Annotated in this window: 20 protein-coding genes; 12 read left to right on the plus strand and 8 right to left on the minus strand. The window is 70.8% G+C overall.

Annotated features, from left to right (window positions below; translation table 11 throughout):
* Window positions 1–762, minus strand: a complete 762-nt coding sequence (locus tag OG194_RS45305; RefSeq protein WP_327406556.1) for an SDR family NAD(P)-dependent oxidoreductase — start codon at window positions 760–762, stop codon at window positions 1–3.
* A 66-nt stretch (window positions 763–828) separates the two neighbouring features.
* On the opposite strand from OG194_RS45305, the gene OG194_RS45310 reads away from it, so the two are divergent.
* The 3 genes from OG194_RS45310 to OG194_RS45320 are packed head-to-tail and all read left to right on the plus strand — an operon-like array spanning window position 829 to window position 4,218.
* Complete coding sequence (locus OG194_RS45310; protein ID WP_327406557.1) at window positions 829–2,256, plus strand: class I adenylate-forming enzyme family protein; 1,428 nt, start codon at window positions 829–831, stop codon at window positions 2,254–2,256.
* A complete protein-coding gene (locus tag OG194_RS45315) occupies window positions 2,249–3,397 on the plus strand; it encodes a thiolase family protein (RefSeq protein WP_327406558.1) in 1,149 nt (382 codons plus the stop codon). Before OG194_RS45310 ends, OG194_RS45315 begins: the two co-directional genes overlap by 8 nt.
* Before the next feature lie 59 nt (window positions 3,398–3,456).
* A complete protein-coding gene (locus OG194_RS45320; RefSeq protein ID WP_327406559.1) occupies window positions 3,457–4,218 on the plus strand; it encodes an SDR family NAD(P)-dependent oxidoreductase in 762 nt (253 codons plus the stop codon).
* A gap of 54 nt (window positions 4,219–4,272) precedes the next feature.
* Here OG194_RS45320 and OG194_RS45325 read toward each other — a convergent pair whose 3' ends face one another.
* The 4 genes from OG194_RS45325 to OG194_RS45340 are packed head-to-tail and all read right to left on the minus strand — an operon-like array spanning window position 4,273 to window position 7,391.
* Window positions 4,273–5,076 (minus strand): acyl-CoA thioesterase, encoded by an 804-nt coding sequence (locus tag OG194_RS45325; protein WP_327406560.1) that lies wholly within the window; start codon window positions 5,074–5,076, stop codon window positions 4,273–4,275.
* Between the two features lie 19 nt (window positions 5,077–5,095).
* Window positions 5,096–5,881 carry an acyl-CoA dehydrogenase family protein gene (locus OG194_RS45330; protein WP_327406561.1) on the minus strand — a complete coding sequence of 262 codons (786 nt, stop codon included), beginning with the start codon at window positions 5,879–5,881 and terminating at the stop codon, window positions 5,096–5,098.
* A 2-nt stretch (window positions 5,882–5,883) separates the two neighbouring features.
* Window positions 5,884–6,999, minus strand: coding sequence for an acyl-CoA dehydrogenase family protein (locus OG194_RS45335; RefSeq protein ID WP_327406562.1), 1,116 nt, complete (start codon window positions 6,997–6,999; stop codon window positions 5,884–5,886).
* On the minus strand, window positions 6,996–7,391 hold the full coding sequence (locus tag OG194_RS45340; RefSeq protein WP_327406563.1) for a nuclear transport factor 2 family protein: 396 nt from the start codon (window positions 7,389–7,391) through the stop codon (window positions 6,996–6,998). Before OG194_RS45340 ends, OG194_RS45335 begins: the two co-directional genes overlap by 4 nt.
* 209 nt (window positions 7,392–7,600) lie before the next feature.
* On the opposite strand from OG194_RS45340, the gene OG194_RS45345 reads away from it, so the two are divergent.
* Genes OG194_RS45345 through OG194_RS45375 form a run of 7 tightly spaced genes read left to right on the plus strand, consistent with a single transcriptional unit; the run spans window position 7,601 to window position 13,829 of the window.
* The gene (locus OG194_RS45345; RefSeq protein ID WP_327406564.1) at window positions 7,601–9,715 is read left to right on the plus strand and encodes a branched-chain amino acid ABC transporter permease; all 2,115 of its coding nucleotides are present in this window, start codon (window positions 7,601–7,603) and stop codon (window positions 9,713–9,715) included.
* Entirely contained in the window at window positions 9,696–10,406 is a 711-nt protein-coding gene (locus OG194_RS45350; protein WP_327406565.1) for an ABC transporter ATP-binding protein, read from the plus strand. Before OG194_RS45345 ends, OG194_RS45350 begins: the two co-directional genes overlap by 20 nt.
* Window positions 10,403–11,110: an ABC transporter ATP-binding protein gene (locus tag OG194_RS45355; protein ID WP_327406566.1), complete on the plus strand. Its 708-nt coding sequence runs from the start codon at window positions 10,403–10,405 to the stop codon at window positions 11,108–11,110. Before OG194_RS45350 ends, OG194_RS45355 begins: the two co-directional genes overlap by 4 nt.
* A complete protein-coding gene (locus OG194_RS45360) occupies window positions 11,107–11,490 on the plus strand; it encodes a hypothetical protein (protein WP_327406567.1) in 384 nt (127 codons plus the stop codon). The genes OG194_RS45355 and OG194_RS45360 overlap by 4 nt, the downstream gene beginning before the upstream one ends.
* Complete coding sequence (locus OG194_RS45365; RefSeq protein ID WP_327406568.1) at window positions 11,456–11,779, plus strand: hypothetical protein; 324 nt, start codon at window positions 11,456–11,458, stop codon at window positions 11,777–11,779. The genes OG194_RS45360 and OG194_RS45365 overlap by 35 nt, the downstream gene beginning before the upstream one ends.
* 26 nt (window positions 11,780–11,805) lie before the next feature.
* Window positions 11,806–13,104: an amidohydrolase family protein gene (locus OG194_RS45370; protein ID WP_327406569.1), complete on the plus strand. Its 1,299-nt coding sequence runs from the start codon at window positions 11,806–11,808 to the stop codon at window positions 13,102–13,104.
* On the plus strand, window positions 13,101–13,829 hold the full coding sequence (locus OG194_RS45375) for an enoyl-CoA hydratase-related protein (protein WP_327406570.1): 729 nt from the start codon (window positions 13,101–13,103) through the stop codon (window positions 13,827–13,829). Before OG194_RS45370 ends, OG194_RS45375 begins: the two co-directional genes overlap by 4 nt.
* A gap of 66 nt (window positions 13,830–13,895) precedes the next feature.
* Here the strand turns inward: OG194_RS45375 and OG194_RS45380 are convergent, their stop codons facing one another.
* Window positions 13,896–14,885, minus strand: a complete 990-nt coding sequence (locus OG194_RS45380) for an enoyl-CoA hydratase/isomerase family protein (RefSeq protein ID WP_327406571.1) — start codon at window positions 14,883–14,885, stop codon at window positions 13,896–13,898.
* Between the two features lie 70 nt (window positions 14,886–14,955).
* Between OG194_RS45380 and OG194_RS45385 the strand changes: the two genes are divergently transcribed.
* Both OG194_RS45385 and OG194_RS45390 read left to right on the plus strand, forming a co-directional pair.
* Window positions 14,956–15,987: a CoA transferase gene (locus tag OG194_RS45385; protein WP_327406572.1), complete on the plus strand. Its 1,032-nt coding sequence runs from the start codon at window positions 14,956–14,958 to the stop codon at window positions 15,985–15,987.
* Window positions 15,981–17,231, plus strand: coding sequence for an amidohydrolase family protein (locus tag OG194_RS45390; RefSeq protein ID WP_327406573.1), 1,251 nt, complete (start codon window positions 15,981–15,983; stop codon window positions 17,229–17,231). Before OG194_RS45385 ends, OG194_RS45390 begins: the two co-directional genes overlap by 7 nt.
* Before the next feature lies 1 nt (window position 17,232).
* On the opposite strand, the gene OG194_RS45395 is transcribed toward OG194_RS45390, so the two are convergent.
* Together OG194_RS45395 and OG194_RS45400 are read right to left on the minus strand one after the other, a co-directional pair.
* Window positions 17,233–17,994 (minus strand): SDR family NAD(P)-dependent oxidoreductase, encoded by a 762-nt coding sequence (locus OG194_RS45395; RefSeq protein ID WP_327406574.1) that lies wholly within the window; start codon window positions 17,992–17,994, stop codon window positions 17,233–17,235.
* 10 nt (window positions 17,995–18,004) lie between these two features.
* A complete protein-coding gene (locus OG194_RS45400) occupies window positions 18,005–19,153 on the minus strand; it encodes an acyl-CoA dehydrogenase family protein (protein WP_327406575.1) in 1,149 nt (382 codons plus the stop codon).
* Between the last annotated feature and the right edge of the window lie 3 nt (window positions 19,154–19,156).

The raw sequence follows: 19,156 nt of genomic DNA on the forward strand, positions 1-19,156 counted from the left end.
TTACTTCGGCGGGAACCGGAGGGCGCCGTCGAGACGTACGACCTCGCCGTTGAGATAGTCGTTCTCGACGATGTGCTGCACGAGACCCGCGTACTCGACCGGCAGCCCCATGCGCTTCGGATACGGGATCTGCGGCCCCCAGTAGGCCTCCAACTGGTCGCCCGCCTTGCCGTAGGCCGGTGTGTTGAAGGTGCCCGGCGCGATCGTGACGACCCGGATGCCGAGCGGGGAGAGGTCGCGGGCGGCGACCAGGGTCATGCTGACGACCCCGCCTTTGGCCGCCGCGTAAGGGAGTTGACCGATCTGGCCCTCGTACGCGGCGATCGAGGCCGTGCTGACGATGACGCCCCGGCCGCCCTCGGCGGGCTCCTGGCGGGCGATGGCGGCCGCGGCCAGCCGCATCACGTTGAACACGCCGGTGAGATACACGTCGATCGTCGTACGGAAGCCCGCGAGGTCGAGGGGCGAGCCGTCCTTGCCGACGAGCCGGCCACCGCTCGCCGGACCGCCGTGCGCGTCCACCGAGATGCGGAGCGGCCCCGCCGACTCCGCCTCGGCCAGGGCCGCTTGGACGTCGTCCTCGGAGGTGGCGTCGGTACGCACATAGCGCACCCCCAGCTCCTGCTCCAGGGCCTTGCCCTTCTCGTCGGCCAGATCGGCGACGACGACCTTCGCTCCCGCCGCGTGCAACCGACGGACGGTGGCCTCGCCCAGGCCGCCCGCCCCGCCGACGACCACCGCGGAGCTCCCACTGATCTGCATCAAGGATTTCCTCTCTTGCGAACAGCGCTCTAGTGAGACGAGAATAGCATTCTCATGAATATAACCATGATTCTGGAGATGGTGGCCTCGGGCGGCGACCGACCGGTGGTCACGGCGAACGGCCGCTCCCTGACCGCCTCGGACCTGCTCGCCCGCGCCCGCGCCGCCGCGCACCGCTTCCGGGGCCGCCCGGCCGTGCTCTATCTGAGCCCCAGTCACCTCGCCTACCCGGTGGCCCTGTTCGGCGCCGCCCTGGCGGGCATCCCGTTCATCCCCCTCAACTACCGCCTCGGCGAACACCAGTTGGCCCGCCTCCTGGCCCGCCACCCCGGAGCCCTCGTCCTGCGCCCCGCCGACCTCGACGCCCTGCTGAGCGCCGAAGAGGACGCCGAAGACGGCGTCGACGCACCGGAGTTGGCCCAGGACCAGGACGCCGTGGCCGTGGTCCTCTACACGAGCGGCACGACCGCCGAGCCCAAAGCGGCACTGCTGCGCCATCGGCACCTGCTGGCCTACGTCCTCAACACCCAGGAGTTCGCCTCCGCGGAGGAAGGCGACGCGGCACTCGTGGCCGTACCGCCGTACCACGTGGCCGGGTTGATGAACCTGCTCACGAACCTCTACTCCGGCCGCCGCCTGGTGTACCTGTCCGCCTTCGACGCGGGGGAGTGGCTGGAGACCGCGCGCCGCGAACAGGTCACCCACGCACTCGTCGTCCCCACCATGCTGGCCCGCATCGTCGCGGAGGTCCCCGCCGACGACGCAGGCACGCCCACACTCCGGAGCCTCGCCTACGGCGGCGCCAGGACCCCGCGACCCGTGGTGGAACGGGCGTTGCGGATCTTTCCGGGCACGGGGTTCGTCAACGCGTACGGCCTGACGGAGACGGCCTCCTCGGTCGCGGTCCTCGGACCCGACGACCACCGCGAGGCGCTGGCGGCCTCCGACCCGGCCGTACGGGACCGACTCGGTTCCGTGGGACGGCCGTTGCCCGGTGTCGAGATCGAGATCCGTGACGACGACGGAAAGCCGGCCGGTGCCGGGGAGACCGGGCTCGTGTTCGTGCGCGGGGAGCAGATCTCCGGCGAGTACGGCGGACGCAGCGCCCTGGACGCGGACGGCTGGTTCCCCACCCGGGACCGGGGCCGACTGGACGCCGACGGCTATCTGTTCATCGAGGGACGCGCCGACGACACCATCATTCGCGGCGGCGAGAACATCGCTCCCGCCGAGATAGAGGACGTTCTCGTCGCCCACCCCGGGATCGTCGAGGCGGCGGTGATCGGCGTGCCCGACCCCGAGTGGGGGCAGCGGATCGTGGCCGTCGTGGTCGGCGAGGGCGACCCGGCCGAGGTCCGCCAGTGGGTCAAGGACCGGCTGCGCTCCTCCAAGACGCCCGACGCGATCGTGTTCCGCGCCGAACTCCCCAAGACCGAGACCGGAAAACTGCTGCGCCGCACCCTGCTGGCCGAGTTGGAGACCACCCATGCCTGAAGCAGTCCTCGTGTCCGCCCTGCGCACCCCCGTCGGCACCGCCGTCAAGGGCACCCTGCGCGACACCACCGCGTTCGACCTGGCCCACCACATCGTCGCCGCCGCGGCCGCCACGGACGACCTCGACCCGGACGCGATCGACGACGTGATCCTCGGCGAAGGCCTGTACGGCGGCGGGGTCGTGGCCCGGCACGCGGCACTGACCGTCGGCCTCACCTCCGTACCGGGCCTCGCCCACAACCGCCACTGCGCCGCCGGACTCGCCGCCGTGCAGAGCGCGGCGGCGAGCATCCGCGCGGGCATGGACGAACTCGTCATCGCCGGCGGCGTCAACTCGGCTTCCACATCCCCGAAACAGCGTTTCCGCGTCGACGGGGAGTGGGTCGAACCATGGAGCCCGCCCACGCACCCCGACCGCCCCGACGCCCCCAACCTGGACATGTCGATCACGGTCGGCTGGAACACCGCCGTACGGGCCGGCCTCAGCCGCGCCGACATGGACGCATGGGCGCTGCGCTCCCACCAGAACGCCATTCGCGCCATCGACGAAGGCCGTTTCGACGCCGAGTTGGTGCCCATCGACACACCGCACGGACTGTTCTCCGTCGACGAACACCCCCGCCGCACCACGAGCCTGGAGAAGCTGGCCTCGCTCAAGCCGCTCCACCCGGAGATAGACGGCTTCTCCATCACGGCCGGCAACGCGGGCGGCGCCAACGACGGTGCCGCCGCCCTGGTGGTGGCCAGCGACCGGCTCGGCCTGCCCGCCCTCGCCGTCGTCCGCTCGTGGGCCTCGGTCGGCGCCGACCCCGCCGAGACGGGCCTCACCCCCGTGAAGGTGATCCCCAAAGCCCTTGCCCGCGCCGGACTTTCGACGTCCGACGTGGACCTCTTCGAGATCAACGAGGCTTTCGCCGCCGTGCCCGTCGCCGCGGTGAAACTGCTCGGCCTCGACCCCGACCGCGTGAACGTCAACGGCAGCGGCTGCTCCCTCGGCCACCCGGTCGCCGCGACCGGCGCCCGGATGCTCGTCACGCTCGTGCACGAACTGCGTCGGCGCGGAGGCGGCATCGGAGTCGCCGCGATGTGCGCGGGCGGCGGCATGGGCTCGGCGACGGTCATCGAGGTACTCGCGCCATAGTCCGTCCCCTGTTGGTCGGTCGCGGTGGTGGAGAGCGTCGACGACGTGAAGGGAACAGTGTGGAGGGCTTGAAGGAGAAGGTCGTTCTCGTCGCCGGCGCGGCCACCGGGCTGGGGGCCGCCTCCGCCCGGCGGCTGGCCGACGAGGGCGCGCGGGTCGTCGTCGGCGATCTCGATCTCGACGGAGCCCGACGGACCGCCACGGCCATCGGCGACGCCGGTGGCCAGGCGGTCGCGGTGGGTTTCGACATCGCCGACGAGACCTCGGTCGGCGAACTCGTGCGGACCACCGTGCGGACGTACGGCGGTCTCGACGCCGTGCACATCAACGCGGGCGACATGAACGCGGTCTCCCAGGACACCGACGTCGTCGACATGGACCTCGCGGTGTGGGACCGGACGTTCGCCGTCAATCTGCGCGGCCACATGCTCGTCACCCGCTACGCCGTTCCCGAACTCCTGGCCCGCGGCGGCGGCGCGATCGTCTACACCTCGTCCATCGCGGCCTTCACCGGCGAGGCCGCGCGCCCCTCCTACTCGGCGACCAAGGCGGGCATCAACGCCCTCGCCCGCCACGTCGCCTCCCGCTGGGGCCGGGAGGGCATCCGGGCCAACGCGGTCGCCCCGGGCCTGATCCTGACGCAGGCCATCCAAGAGGGCGCGGCGCCTGACCTGTTGGAGGCGCTGCTCGCCCGGACCCGCAGCACCCGGCACGGTCGGGCCGACGATGTCGCCGGCATGGTGGCCTACCTCATGTCCGACGAGGGGGCCTGGATCAACGGGCAGGTCATCAATGTCGACGGTGGCACGGTGATGCGCTGAACGCGCCGCGTGGACGGCCCGTTGTGTGCCGAGAACCCCTGCGGATACGGGCCGTTACGCGATCGCACGGAAGCGCAGCAGTGCCTCCTGCGCGAACGACGCGACCAGAGACCCCTGCGCGGTGAGCACATCGCCCCGGCCGTAACAGCGGCCGTGGGCGAGAACCGGGCTCCGGTGGCGCAGGAGAAGCCAGTCGTCCGTGGTGAAAGGGCGGTGGAACCACACCGTGTGGGCGGTGACGGCAGAAGAGAACGCCGTTCCCGAATCGTGCTGGGTGACCCCTTCGAGCGGCCGAAGCGCCGTACCGATCAGACTCAGATCGCTCGCGTACGCCGTCAACGCCGGGGCCAGCTCCGGGGCGACGGTCGGTGTGCGCATCCACAGGTCGTACTCGGGAGGCTCCGACTTCGGCGAGTCCACGTCGACGGTGGCCCGGGTGTCCCAGGGAAGCAGCGAGAGAACGACGTCGTGCTCCGCCCCCGGCACCGCGGGCATCGGGAACGCGATCTGCTGGTCGGGACCGTCCTCGTGGGAGTGCAGCGATACGGCGGCCACGGCCGCGACGCCCTGCGTCTGCCGCGCCACGACCGTCAACGTGGCGAAGGAGCCGCCCTCATGATGGCGCGTCACCTCGTACCGCACCGGTTCCTGCGGCCGCCCCGCGCGCGCGAACTGCACGTGAAGGCTCTTGACCGCCTTCTCCGGGCAGGCCAGTCGGGCGGCCCGGACGCTCTGGGCGAGCAACTGCCCGCCGAAGATGCGGTGGTAGCCGAGTCGCTGGTTGGCACCTTCGAACACGTCACGGGGTTGGGCGTCGAGGTCCAGGCAGGCGAGCAGGTCGCTCCACAGATCGGTCACTGATTCACTCCTCGGTCGATCACAGGTGGACGAGCCGTGGCGCGGACCCGCCGGCCCGCAGCAGTGCCCCGGCCTCGCGCGTCAACTCCCGCGCGCTGCCCAGCAGTCCGTCGAGCACCATGGCCCGCCGGACGTGCCGGTGCAGATCGTGCTCGGCGGTGAAACCGATCCCGCCGAGGACCTGCTGGCAGTGCCGGGCCGCCGTCAGTGCGGCCTTTCCGGCCGCCGCCTTGGCCAGCAACGCGCCCAACTCGTCCGTCGCGGCCACCAGGGTGGCCTCGGCACCGTCCAGCGCCACGAGGGTCTCGGCGAGCCGGTGCCGTACGGCTTGGAAGGAGGCGAGCGGACGGCCGAACTGCACGCGGTCCACGGCGTGTTGGCGGGCCAACGTGAGCATGGCGCGGCCGGTCCCGAGCAGCCACCAGCCGAGCGCGACACGGCCGGCGGCGAGGGGGACGGACGCTCCAATGGGCACGGAACGCAGGGGGAGTTCGGCGTCCAGGGCCGTCCCGACAGCCGCGTCGTCGCGCTCCCAGACGATCCACGCACCACCCGTGAACGGCAGCGGCAGTGTGCCTCCGACCGGACGGTCCGCCGCTTGTAGCAGCACGTCGTTGAGAAGCGGCGCGTGGGCGCCCGTCTCGCCCAGCAGGCGGAAGGTGAGCGGGACGGCTATGTCCGGTTGCTCCACGAGGAGTTCGGCCCAGCCGAGGTCGGTCAGGGCGGCGTCCAGTGCCTGTCCCGAGGCCGCCGTCATCGTCTTGCGGAGTGTCTCGGCGAGCAGGTGCTCTTCGGCGGCGTCCACGGCTACTCCCTCCCCAGGTCGAGCAGTCGGCGCGCGATGATGTTCCGCTGGATCTCGGCCGTACCGCCGTAGATCGTCGCCGCCTTCGCGTACAGGTACTCCGAGCGCCACGGCGTGTCCGTCAACTCCAGTACGCCGGGCAGCAGATCGCGCACGGTCTCGAAGAGCTGTTGCTCGGCGGTGGCCAGCAGCACCTTGTCGACCGACGTCTCCGCGCCCAGACGCTCACCCGCGGCCAGGCGCCGTTGGGTGGCGTGGGAGCGGCAGCGGACGGTGTGCAACGCCAGGTAGGCGGCGCCGAGTTCGGCGTCGTCGGGGACGCTCGTCTCGGCCAGCAGGCGGTCAAGTCGCGTGTAGAGATGGGCGATCCGGTGCCAGAAGCAGGTGGAGCGCTCGTGCGGGAGCAGGTCCATCGCCAGGCGCCAGCCGTCGCCGGGGCGGCCCAGCATCCGGTCGGCGGGCACCATCACATCGTCGAAGAACACCTCGGCGAACTCGTCCACGCCGTGCATCGTGCGCAGTGGCCGGACCGTGATGCCGGGGGTGTCCATGTCGACGAAGAACGCGGTGATCCCGTTGTGACCAGGCGCGGTGCGGGTCAACAGGACGCAACGGGCGGCGAATTGGGCCAGGCTCGTCCACACCTTCTGGCCGCTGATCTCCCAGTGGTCGCCGCGCGGAACCGCCCGGGTGGTGAGGGAGGCGAGGTCGCTGCCGGAGCCGGGTTCGGAGAAGCCCTGGCACCACTGCTCACGCCCGCTCAGTAGCCGCGGGACCATCTCGGCGGCCAGCGCCGGAGGGGCGTAGGAGATCATCGTCGGGGCGAGGACCTCGATCATCGAGTAGATCCCGGGCTCGGCCAACTCCCTCGTGGCGACCTCCTCGCCGAGCACAGCCCTCAGCACCGCGGGCCCGCCGAGCCCCCTCACCTCGGCGGGCCAGCCGTACCGCATCCAGTCCGCGTCGAACAACGCCCGGCGGACCCGGGCCAGTTGAGCGACCTGGGCGTCCAGGGAGTGGTCGGGGCCGGAGGACAGGTCGTGCTCGTCCAGCCAGACGCGCAGGCCCGAGCGGAAGTCGGCGACGTTCATGTACCCGGGCGCCGAGGCCACTTTCATGTACCCGGGCGCTGATAGGCGTGCGGGCGGCCCGAGTCGTGCGCTCCGCTGCGGCGGATGAACGTCATCGCCCGCGTGCGCAGCCGCCAACCCCCGTCCGTGCGGACGTAGGTGTCGTCGTAGTAGCCGATCCGCAGGTCGTGCGTGGCGTGGTCGACGAAGCAGAGCGGCTGGGTGCCGGTCGCCGTGTCGCCGGACAGGTCGACGGCCGGCGTCCCCGTGAGGAACAGACCCTTGGGCGCGGCGGCCACGAGCGCCGGGAACTCGTCGAGGCCGTAGGAGTCCCCGAAGGCGCTGTACGTGCCGTCGGGCGTGAAGACGCCCAGCACCCCGTCCAGGTCACCGCGGGTGATGCACACCGCGTAGCGGGCGAGGAGCTGCTGGATCTCCATCAGGTCGTCGGTCGGACCAGGGGGAGGAGCCGGAACGGGCAAGGAGGACAAGGACTTCCACCCTTCACCATGAGTGAGAATGGCATTCTCTCAGATGAGTGGCAGATTTCCATGGTGGGTGAGGCGACGTCAACAGTCTCTGTCTGAATGGTTGATTCTCCGTAGATGAGAAGCTAGTTTCCAGCGATGGAGAGGGGAGATCCGACGCGATGGACCAGTTCCTCACCTTCGGGATCGTCGGCCTGAGCACGGCCGCGATCTATGCCGTCATCGGCAGTGGGCTCGTGCTCACCTACACCACCACCGGCGTGTTCAACTTCGCGCACGGCGCGGCCGGCATGCTGTCCGCGTTCATGTACTGGCAGCTGACCGTCGGCTGGGGCATGCCCGTTCCGGTCGCCCTGGTCGTGGTGCTGCTCGTGCTCGCCCCGGGCTTCGGGCTGCTCGTCGAGCGGTTCGTACTGCGGCCCGTCCAGGCCCTCGGCGAAGCCGAACGGCTCGTCATGACGGTCGCGCTGCTCAGCGGTCTCATCGCGGCAGCGCGCTGGATCTGGGACCCGAACGTGGCGCGGCCCCTGCCGATGTTCTTCGCCGCCCGCAAGCCCATCCACCTCGGCCCGGCCGTCATCACCTGGCACCAGGCGATCACCATGGCGGTGGCCGTCGCCGTCGCCGTCGGCCTGCGCATCCTGCTCTACCGCACCCGCGCCGGAGCCGAGATGCGCGCGGCCGTCGACGACCGGGCACTCGTCGGTCTCACCGGCGCCGACCCGGTCAGGGCGGGCCGTGTCTCCTGGATCCTCGGCACCCAACTGGCCGCGATCGGCGGCATCCTGATCGCCCCGACCGTCACCCTCGACGCCGCCCAGCTCTCCCTGCTGATCGTCAGCGCCTACACCGCGGCCGTCTTCGGCAGGCTGCGCAGCCTGCCGCTCACCTTCCTCGGCGCCGTCGTCGTCGGCTGCATGGAGAGCTACCTGACCGGCTACCTCCCGCAGAACGAATACCTCCCCGGACTACGGCTCGCCGCCCCCGCCCTGCTGCTCCTCCTCGCCCTGCTGGTCTTCCCGCACCGACGCCTGCGCGGCCGTGAACGACGGCTGGCCCGCGTCCCGGTACCGAGCGCGCGCGGCACTCTCGTGTTCGCCGCGGTCGTCGTCGCCTTCGGCGCGGTACTGGCCTCTCTCCTCGGAGAAGCCGACCTGATCACCTATGGAGCGATCTTCTCGCTGGGCGTAGTGGCGCTCTCGTACGTCCCGCTCGCCGGGTACGCCGGACAGGTCTCCCTCTGCCAGCTGAGCATGGCCGGCATCGGCGCGGTCGTCTGGGCACACCTCGGCGCGCACGGCGAACTGTGGGCGCTCGGCGCCACGATCCTTGTCTCGGCGGTGGCCGGAGCTCTGGTCGCACTGCCCGCGCTGCGGCTCTCCGGCGTGTATCTCGCCCTGGGCACCGCCGCGTTCGCCGTGATCCTCGACCGGTGGATCTTCACCCTGCCGGCCTTCCACATCCTCGGCCTGCGGATCGCCCTGTTCGACCAGGGCTCGGTCGACGCCACCGGACCCGACCTGTTCGGCCTCCGGCTCGACAGCGGACGGGAGTTGATGGTGTTCGCCGCCGTCTGCCTCGCGCTCGCCTCGATCGGCGTGGCGGCCCTGCGCCGCAGCCGCTTCGGCCGACGGCTGATCGCCCTGCGCGACAGCGAGGCCGCGTACGCCACCCTCGGCGGCAACCTGCTGGTCGCCAAGGTCGCCGTGTTCGCCCTCGCCTCCGGCATCGCCGGACTCGGCGGAGCACTCTACGGAATGCAGCAACGCACCGTCACCGCCGACCAGTTCAGCCTCATCGCGGGCCTGCCCATCTTCCTCGTCGCCGTGGTCGGCGGACTCGGCGCCGTCGGCAACGGGCTCTTCGCCGGCACCGCCTTCGTCGGCCCGACGAACGCCCTGATCGCCGTCGTCCCGGGCACCGCCAACCTGGTCGCCCTCCTCCCGGGCCTGGCCGGCGTCGGACTCGGTCACAACCCCGACGGCATCGTCCCCCGCTTCCGCCGCCAGTGGGAGCCCCTCGCCCGCGACCGCATCGCCCTGTCCACCCTGCTCTGCGCCCTCGCCCTGGCCTGGGCCCTGCGCTTCACCGACGTCATCAACGACTGGACGTACTACGGCGGTTCACTCGTCCTCGCCGCCGCCCTCCGCGCCTGGGCGAGCGCCCGGCAGACCGCTCCGGCCGAGCCGGAGATCCCCGTCGAGTGGTGGGGCCTACGGCGTGACTGGCGCCCCGAGGACAAGGAGGTGCTGGCCCGTGGCGTCGCTGCAGGTTAGTGGAGTGACCGTCTCCTTCGGTGGGAACCGCGCTCTCGACGGGGTCGCCCTGACCGCCGAGGCGGGCCGGGTCACCGGACTCATCGGACCCAACGGGGCAGGGAAGAGCACCCTGTTCGACGTCGCCTCCGGACTGCGCAGGCCGTCCTCCGGGCAGGTCAGGCTGGATGGCCGGGACGTCACCCGGGCCCGGCCCTCCGCCCGCGCCCGGCACGGACTCGCCCGCACCTTCCAGCGCCTCGAACTCTTCGGCCGGCTCAGCGTGCGCGACAACCTCCTCGTCGCCGCCGAACTCGGACCCGAACGCCGCCGCGCCGACCAGGTCGTCACCGAGATCCTGCACCGGCTCGGTCTCGCCGACCTCGCCGACACCTCACCCGACGCCCTCCCCACCGGAGTAGGCCGCCTCGTCGAGGTGGGAAGGGCGCTCGCGATCCGCCCGAAGGTGCTTCTCCTCGACGAACCCGCCGCAGGACAGGACGCGGAGGAGACCGAACGCTTCGCGGAACTCCTGCGCGCCCTCACCGAAGACGGCACCGCAGTCGTCCTCGTCGAGCACGACATGAGCCTCGTGATGGCCGTCTGTGACGAGGTGTACGTCCTCGACCTCGGCAAGATCATCGCCGTCGGCCCGCCCGAGGTGATCCGCAGAGACGAAACGGTTCTCGCCGCCTACCTGGGGGACGCGTGAGCGCACTTCTCGAACTGCGCGGCATCCGCGCCGCCCACGAACGCATCACCGTCCTGCACGGCGTCGACCTCGATGTCGCCGCCGGACAGGTGGTGGCACTGCTCGGTCCGAACGGCGCCGGAAAGACCACCACCCTGCGCGTCGCCGCCGGAGTCCACCCCGTCGAGTCGGGCCAACTCGTCCTCGGCGGACGGGACATGACCGGCGCCGACCCCCGCGACCTGGCCCGCGCCGGAGTCTGCCTTATCCCCGAGGGGCGAGGCGTCTTCCCGAACCTGTCCGTCCGCGACAACCTCCTGATGATGACCTTCACCGGCCGCAGCCGGGAGGAGATCGAGGAGATCGCGTTCGCCCGTTTCCCTGTCCTGGCCCGGTGCGCCGGTCAGGCGGCGGGCACTCTCTCCGGCGGCGAACAGCAGATGCTCGCCCTCGCCCGCGGCCTCGCCACCGACCCCGCCGTCCTGCTGCTCGACGAACTCTCCATGGGGCTCGCCCCGTTGGTCGTCGGCCGGCTCTACGAACAGGTCGGCGAGATCGCCCGCCAGGGCGTCGCCGTGCTCGTCGTCGAGCAGTTCGCCGCCGCGGTACTCGACATCTGCGACCACGCCGCCGTCCTCGTACGCGGCCGGGTCGAACGGCAGGGCCACCCCGACGGCGGGTTGCGTGCCGAACTGTCCGCTCTCTACCTGGGGAGTTCCACATGACGTCCACCGAGACGCGAGCGGACCGCTTCGTCCGCGAACTCACCGTCCTGAAAATCCCCGACCCGGCGGCCGGAAGGGCCGTTCTCTGGCTGCGCGCGGGCGCCGCCCTGATGACGATCGGCGTCGTCCTCGGCGTGTGCGCCTACTTCATCTCGCACGACACCAGCGATCCGCTGGTGCAGAACGACGCTCTCACCCTCGGCCTGGCCGCGGTCGCCGGGAGCGTCGTCGGTTCCGCGCTCTTCCTGCGGTACTCGCTCACCGGCTTCCTGCGGTACTGGATGGCCCGTCAGTCCTACGACGTGGAACTCCTCGCCGACCGCCTGCTCGAAAGGGAACTCCGCCATGACCCCACCGGCACCGACGCCGCGTCCCGGTGACCAACTCGCCAGCACCGTCTGCGGCACCCGCGTGGTCGTCATCCGCGCACCCGGCGCCGCCCAGCCGCAGCCCCAACTGGCGTGCGGTGGCAGCCCGTTGATCCGTGCGGCCGACGCGCCCCCGGTGAAGCCCGGACCGGCCGGCACCACCACCCTCATCGGCAAGCGGTACGTCGACACCACCGGGACGCTCGAACTCCTCTGCACCGCCTCGGGCGCGGGCGAACTCACCTGTGACGGCGCCCCCATGGCCCTGAAGGCGGCCAAGCCGCTGCCCGCTTCCGACTGACCGACCCACCCCCGTAAGGAGCCGTCATGGACCGCGACGACCTCATCCTCATCAGCGTCGACGACCACATCATCGAACCCCCCGACATGTTCGTGAACCACCTTCCCGAGCGGTACAAGAAAGAAGCGCCTCAGCTGGTGCACCGGGACGACGGCACCGACGTCTGGCAGTTCGGCGGCGCGACCATCACCAACTCGGCGCTCAACGCGGTGGCCGGTCGGCCCAAGGAGGAGTACGGCGTCGAACCGCAGGGCCTCGACGAGATCCGCCCCGGCTGTTATGACGTGCACGAGCGCATCAAGGACATGAACGCGGGCGGCATCCTCGCCCAGATGAACTTCCCGTCCTTCCCCGGCTTCTCGGCCCGTCTGTTCGCCACAAAGGATGTGGACTTCTCCCTCGCGCTTGTCCGGGCGTACAACGACTGGCACATCGACGAGTGGTGCGCCGCGTACCCGGGCCGTTTCATCCCGATGGCGCTGCCCGCCATCTGGGACGCGGAGTTGTGCGCGGCGGAGGTCCGCCGGGTCGCCGAGAAGGGCGTTCACTCCCTCACCTTCACCGAGAACCCCGCTGTTCTCGGCTACCCGAGCTTCCATGACCCGTACTGGAACCCGCTGTGGCGCGCGCTGTCCGACACGGACACCGTCATGTCGGTGCACATCGGCTCCTCCGGCAGGCTCGCCGTGCCGGCCGCCGACTCGCCGCCCGACGTGATGATCACGCTCCAGCCGATGAACATCGTCTCCGCCGCCGCCGACCTGCTCTGGTCGCCTCCGATCAAGCAGTTCCCGAATCTGAAAATCGCCCTCTCGGAAGGCGGAACGGGCTGGATCCCGTACTTCCTGGAGCGCCTCGACCGCACCTTCGAGATGCACTCGACCTGGACCCTCCAGGACTTCGGCGGCAAGCTGCCCTCCGAGGTCTTCCGGGAGCACTTCCTGACCTGCTTCATCACCGACAAGCTGGGCGTACGGCTGCGCCACGACATCGGCATCGACAACATCTGCTGGGAGGGCGACTACCCGCACAGCGACTCGCTGTGGCCGGACGCTCCTGAGCAGCTGCACGACGTGCTGTCGAGTTGCGACGTCCCGGACGACGAGGCCAGGAAGATCACCTACGAGAACGCGATGCGCTGGTACTCCTTCGACCCCTTCGCGCACATCCCGCGCGAACAGGCCACCGTGGGCGCGCTGCGCAAGGCGGCCGAGGGCCACGACGTCAGCACCCGCTCCCGCAGCCACCAACTCATCGAGCCCGCCGAGAAGTTGGAGGCGTTCCGGTCCAAGGCCCGGGCGGCTGTGGCGGCGGCTGCCCGATGAGCGACCTGGTCCTGACGGAGCGGATCGGCGCCGTCCTCGTGGCGACGCTGAACCGTCCGGAGGCCCGAAACGCCCTCAACCCGGAGCTGATCGACGAACTGTCAGCCGTGCTCCGGGAGGCGGACACCGACCCGGCGGTCCGGGTGATCGTCCTCACGGGCGCCGGAACGGTCTTCTGCGCCGGCATGGACCTCAAGGCGTTCGCGAAGGGCGGCGGCAAGTTCGACGGCCTGGTGTGGTTCTTCCGCGAGGGCGTCACCACACCGGTGATCGCCGCCCTCAACGGCTCGGCACTCGCCGGCGGCTTCGAACTCGCCCTGGCCTGCGACCTGGTGGTCGCCGCGGAGGACGCCAAGCTGGGCATCGCGGAGGTGAAGCGGGGCCTGTTCGCGGCCGGAGGCGGTACGACCCTCGCCGACCGGGTCCCGCTGGCCGTCGCCCTGGAGATGGGCCTGACCGGCGACCTCGTCACCGCGGCGGACGCCAAGCGGTTCGGCCTGGTCAACCGCGCCGTCCCGGCCGGAGAGGTGCGGGAGACGGCACTGACCCTGGCCGGACGCATCGCCGAGAACGGCCCTCTCGGCGTCGCGATGACCAAGAGGCTGATGCGAGAACGCCGTTGGGCCGAACCGGCAGAGGTCGACTCGGTGTTCAGAAGCGCCGACGCGGTGGAGGGGGCACGGGCCTTCGCCGAACGCCGCGAACCGGTGTGGACCGGGAAGTGACCGAACTCCGGTGTCCCCGAGACCGCGGGATGGTCTCGGGGACACCGGTGCGAAGCGCGCGGTGCCTCAGTGTTGGAAGGCTCGCTGAGGGTCCGTAGCCGCGTCGTCCAACTCGCTGATCTCGTCGACGAGCCCCCAGCACAACGCCTCCTCGGCACTCAACTCCATCCCGGACAGGGCGAGATACGCCGTTCGCTCCGGACCGACCCGGACCGGGATGCTCGCCGTACCGCCCGCGCCCGGAATGAGCCCCATCCCGATCTCCGGCAACCGGATCACCGTGTCCGGCGCGGCGACCACCCGCCCCGCGAACGCCGCGAGTTCGATCCCCGCGCCGACACACGCGCCGTGCAGATGCGCGGTCACCCGGGGAGCGCAACGGTGCAGCAGCGCACCCGGGCTCCGATGAACCCGCACGAGATGAGCCCGCGCCGGATCACGCGACGTACCGAACTCGGCGAGGTCGCCGCCGCTACAGAAGGCCGGGCCATTGCCGTACAGATCGACCCGGCTGATCGACGGATCGGCCACGGCCACCTGGAGCGCCTCGCACAGCGCGTCCCGCGTCGCCGCGTCGAACGCGTTGCGCACCCAGGGCCGGTCCAGCGTGATGGACAACCGGGGACCGTCACGGCCGAGCCGTACGGGAGTCTCGGCGGGACGGTGGGTGCGCCGGGGCGCGGCGGCCAGCCAAGCCCGGAAGTCCACTCCACCCTGAAGCGTCGAGTACGCGAGAGATTCGAGAACCAGCCTGTCGGGGATCGAGAGCCCGCCACCCATCCGCAGCACCTGCACGAGCGCGACGCACGCGGCGGGCCGGTTCTCGACGAGGTCACCCAGCTGCCGGGCCGTGGCATGCGGGTCCGCGCACCCCACCCACGGCCTGGGCGGATCGGGAACCCCGGTGAGCAGGATGTCGAAGCCCTCGACCGGCTCCCTGGGTTCCGCCGCCACGCCGATCACGACGCGGTCCCGGTCACGCGGTTCCGTTTCCTGTGCGTGGGCGCGCTCCTCGGGCGCGTGGTCCAGGTCGACGATCACGAAGGGCGACTCCACAGTGATCTCCCTCCAGGCGTGGACCGGAGTGTAATTTGAGATCACCTCGGGAGAGAAGGGGGTTCGACTCATGGAGAATCATGTTCTCCGCGACTGGATGCGCTCCGTCGAGCCGTTCCTGGATCCCCTCGTCGACGTCGCCCGCTTGTTCACGGATCTGACGGGCGTGCCGGTCGACCTCCCGACCGCTCTGTTCCTACGGGCCCAACTGGCCGGCCTGGAACGCCCGGGCAGGACATCCGCCAACGGTTCCTGCCACCTTCTTAAAGCCACCGACGGCTGGGCTGCCGTGAACCTGGCCCGCCCCGACGACCTGGCCGTCGTACCCGCACTGCTGGCGCTTCTCGGCTCACCGGACGAACCCGAGGGCCTGCGGGCCGCGGTTAGACGGGCTACCGCCGCCGAGGCCGTAGAGAGTGCGCGGCTGCTCGGCATCGCCGCTGCGGTACCGGGATCGGCTCAAGGTGCACGGCCTGCGGTGCACGCCGAGCGGTTCGGGGAACGGAGTAGCCGCGCGATGACGGAGATACGGATCGTCGACTTCTCCGCGCTCTGGGCGGGGCCCTTGTCCGCGCGGCTGTTGGGGCTGGCGGGCGCCCGGGTGCTGAAGGTGGAGAGCGCGACCCGACCCGATGGAGCGCGCTTCGGGACGCCCGCCTTCTATCGCTGGCTGCACGACGGACACGACAACCTGGTCGTGGATTTTGCCCCGGGTGCGCTGGACGAGATCGTCGCCGAGGCCGACGTCGTCATCGAGGCGTCACGCCCGCGCGCGCTGCGCCGACTCGGCCTCCGTGCCGAGGAGTTCCTTGCCGCCCGTCCCGGCCGGGTGTGGGTGGGCATCACCGGATATGGACGCGAGAGCGACCGTATCGCTTTCGGAGACGACGCTTCCGTCGCCGGCGGACTGACGGGTTGCGACCCGAACGGCGACCCCGTCTTCCTCGGTGACGCGCTCGCTGATCCCGTCACCGGAGTCTTCGCCGCTCAGGCCGTAGCCCGTTCACTCGCGGCGGGGGGCGGAGAACTGCTCTGCGTCTCCATGGCGGCCTGCGCCGCGACACTCGCGGATTCACGACCCCGGGTCCAACCGCCGTGCTGATCAGGAACGTTGAGGTCGAGGGTCACGCGGAGGCGGTGGACGTACGGATCGACGGCGGGCGGATCGCCGAGATCGGGCCTGGGCTGACGGGCGCGGGTGACGTGGACGGTCGGGGCGGTGCGTTGCTGCCGGGCCTGCATGATCACCATGTACACCTCGCGGCGCTGGCCGCCGACGCCGCCTCTGTGCGCGTCGGGCCGACGGATGTCCATGACCGTACGGCGTTTTCGGCGGCCCTGGTGAGCGGTCCGCCGGGGGAGTGGGTGCGGGCGGTCGGCTATCACGAGAGCGTCGCGGGGGAGTTGGACCGGTGGGTGCTGGACGCGCTCGCGCCGGATCGGCCGGTGCGGGTGCAGCATCGGACCGGTGCGCTGTGGGTGTGGAACAGTGCCGCGCTTCGGGCGGTCGGGCTGGACGGCGACGGGCGGTTCTGGCGCGAGGACGAGCGGCTGCGCGGGTTCGTGCCGCCAATTCGCTTGGATCTGGAGGGTGTTGGGCGGCGGGCGGCGGCGCTCGGCGTCACGGGGTTCACCAACGCCGACCCGCATCCCGCGAGCGGACTCACCCAGATGCTGTCGGCCCTCCCGCAACGGCTCCTGGTGATGGGCGTCGACGAACCGGTGAAGCTGATGCTCGACGATCCGACACTCCCCACTCCCGCCCAACTCGCTCGCACCATAGGGGAGATCAGACCCCGGCCGGTCGCCGTGCACTGCGTGACCCGGGTGCAGCTGCTGGTGACGTTGCTCGCCCTGGACGAGGTGGGACCGGCCGACGGCGACCGGATCGAGCACGGGTCGGTGATCCCGGCCGAGACGATTCCGTGGCTACGACGGCTCGGAGTGACGGTCGTGACCCAGCCCCACTTCCCGGTCGAGCGGGGCGCCGCGTACGCCACCGACGTGGACCCCGACGACCGCCCCCACCTCTACCGTTGCCGGACCCTGATCGAGGCGGGCGTCCCGCTCGCCGCCGGCACCGACGCGCCGTACGGCACCGCCGACCCTTGGGCGGTCATGCGGGCCGCGACCGAACGCGACGACGCGGAACGACTCCAACCCCGGGTTGCTCTGCGGCTGTTCACCGGTGAGCCCCAACACCCGGCGCGGGCACGCCGGTTGACGGTCGGGTCGGCCGCCGACCTGTGCCTGCTCCACGTACCGTTGCGCGAGGTCCTCCGCACGCTGTCCGGGGAACTGGTCCGTGCCGCCTACGTGGCCGGCCGGCGCATCGACGCCCTGTGACCTACACGCTGTACCCGCCGTCAACTCCCAACGCCTGCCCGGTGATGAACCCGGCCCGGTCCGAGGCGAGGAACGCGACCGCCTCCGCGATGTCGGTCGCATCGCCGAAGCGGCGCATGGGGATGTTGCGCCGGGTCACAGCGAGGGCGGCCTCGTCCAGCTCGCCGGAGCTGATCAGACGGCCGGCGATACCGTCGTTGAGCATCCCTGGTGCCACACAGTTCACGCGGACGCCGTAGCGGCCCTCCTCGGCGGCGAGCGCCCGGGCCACCGCCTCGACCGCGCCCTTCGCGCCCGACGACAGCCCGTCCCGTACCGGGAAGCGGCGGGTGGCGACGGTCGTCACGGCGACGATGTTGCCCCGGCTTTCGCGCAGCGGCGGCAGCGCGGGATGCACCAGGTTGAAGAACGCCACGGCGTCGCCTTCGAGTTGGGCGCGGTACTCGCTCGGCGTCACCTTGCTCAGGTGCCGCATCGGCACGTGCGGGCCCGCCGCGTACACGAGGGTGTGGATGCCACCGCCCACCTCCGACACGGCCTCGGCTGTGGCGGACTCGTCGGTCAAGTCCACTCGCAGCGAACGGACTTGACGGCCCAGCTTCGTGACCTCGGTGGCCACCGTGTCCGCCGCCTCCTGGTTGGCCCGGTAGGTGAACACGATGTCGCTGCCGCGCTCGGCGAGGAGTCGGACGATCGCCGCCCCGATCCCGCCCGAGCCGCCCGCGACGAACGCGACACCTGGTCTGCTGGAGAAGTCCGGCACCGTAACCGCCTCACAATCCGAGGGACTTGGCGATGATGACCTTCATGACCTCGCTGGTCCCGGCGTAGATGCGGGTGATGCGTGCGTCCGCGTAGAGCCGGGCGATGGGGTATTCCAGCATGTAGCCGTAGCCGCCGAACAGTTGCAGGCAGCGGTCGACCGCGCGGGCCTGCATCTCGGTGCAGAACAATTTGACCTTGGCGGCGTCGGGTCCGCTCAGTTCACCGGCGACGAGTTCGAGCACCGCGCGGTCCAGCATCGCCTGGGCGGCCTCGATCTCGGCTGCCACGGCGGCGAGTTCGAACTTGGTGTTCTGGAAGGAGGCGACCGTCTTTCCGAACGCCTTGCGTTCCTTGACGTACGAGATCGTCGTGTCCAGCGCCGCCCGTGCCTGCGCGACCGAGCCGACCGCCACCGTCATGCGCTCCTGCGGCAGGTTGTTGCCCAGATAGCCGAACGCGGCGCCCTCCTCGCCGAGCCGGTTGGCGACCGGGACCCGTACGTCGTCGAAGGCCAACTCCACTGTGTCCTGCACCTTGATGCCCATCTTGTGCAGCACCCGGCCGCGCGTGAACCCGGGCATGCCGTCCTCGACGACCAGCAGGGTGAGCCCGGCGCGGCGGTTGTCCGGGTCGGTCGCGGTACGCGCCACTACGATCACCAGGTCGGCGAGGAGTCCGCCGGTGATGAACGTCTTCGCACCGTTGAGAACGTACGAGTCCCCGTCGCGCACGGCGGTCGTGCGGATCCCCGCGAGGTCGGACCCCGTCCCCGGCTCGGTCATCGCGATGGCGGTCAGCAACGTCCCGGAGGCAAGGCCGGGGAACCAGCGCTCGCGCTGATCCCGGTCGGCGTAGGTGAGGAAGTACGGCAGCACGACGTCGAGTTGGGTGCGCACGGTGCCCAACGTCACCAGGGCGCGGGCCGATTCCTCTTGGAGGACGACGTTGTAGCGGTAGTCGGCGAGACCCGCGCCGCCGTACTCCTCGGGAACGGCCGTACCCAACAGGCCCAGCGAGCCGAGCTGTTCGAAGAGTGCGCGGGGGAGTCGGCCGGCCTCCTCCCACTCGGCGTAGTGGGGGACCACCTCTTTGGCGATGAAGTCCCGCGCGAGCCGGCGGAACGCCTCGTGGTCGTCGGTGAAGACGTCTCGGCGCACAAC

This window comes from Streptomyces sp. NBC_01288 (assembly GCF_035982055.1).
In the GTDB taxonomy this organism is placed as follows: domain Bacteria; phylum Actinomycetota; class Actinomycetes; order Streptomycetales; family Streptomycetaceae; genus Streptomyces.

Excerpts from the sequence above, each read along its gene's own strand:
- OG194_RS45315 (WP_327406558.1), top strand. The coding sequence starts at position 2,249 with ATGCCTGAAGCAGTCCTCGTGTCCGCCCTGCGCACCCCCGTCGGCACC.
- OG194_RS45345 (WP_327406564.1), top strand. The coding sequence starts at position 7,601 with ATGGACCAGTTCCTCACCTTCGGGATCGTCGGCCTGAGCACGGCCGCG.
- OG194_RS45305 (WP_327406556.1), bottom strand. The coding sequence starts at position 762 with ATGCAGATCAGTGGGAGCTCCGCGGTGGTCGTCGGCGGGGCGGGCGGC.
- OG194_RS45365 (WP_327406568.1), top strand. The coding sequence starts at position 11,456 with ATGACCCCACCGGCACCGACGCCGCGTCCCGGTGACCAACTCGCCAGC.
- OG194_RS45310 (WP_327406557.1), top strand. The coding sequence starts at position 829 with ATGATTCTGGAGATGGTGGCCTCGGGCGGCGACCGACCGGTGGTCACG.
- OG194_RS45375 (WP_327406570.1), top strand. The coding sequence starts at position 13,101 with ATGAGCGACCTGGTCCTGACGGAGCGGATCGGCGCCGTCCTCGTGGCG.
- OG194_RS45335 (WP_327406562.1), bottom strand. The coding sequence starts at position 6,999 with ATGAAAGTGGCCTCGGCGCCCGGGTACATGAACGTCGCCGACTTCCGC.
- OG194_RS45360 (WP_327406567.1), top strand. The coding sequence starts at position 11,107 with ATGACGTCCACCGAGACGCGAGCGGACCGCTTCGTCCGCGAACTCACC.
- OG194_RS45385 (WP_327406572.1), top strand. The coding sequence starts at position 14,956 with ATGGAGAATCATGTTCTCCGCGACTGGATGCGCTCCGTCGAGCCGTTC.
- OG194_RS45370 (WP_327406569.1), top strand. The coding sequence starts at position 11,806 with ATGGACCGCGACGACCTCATCCTCATCAGCGTCGACGACCACATCATC.
- OG194_RS45340 (WP_327406563.1), bottom strand. The coding sequence starts at position 7,391 with ATGGAGATCCAGCAGCTCCTCGCCCGCTACGCGGTGTGCATCACCCGC.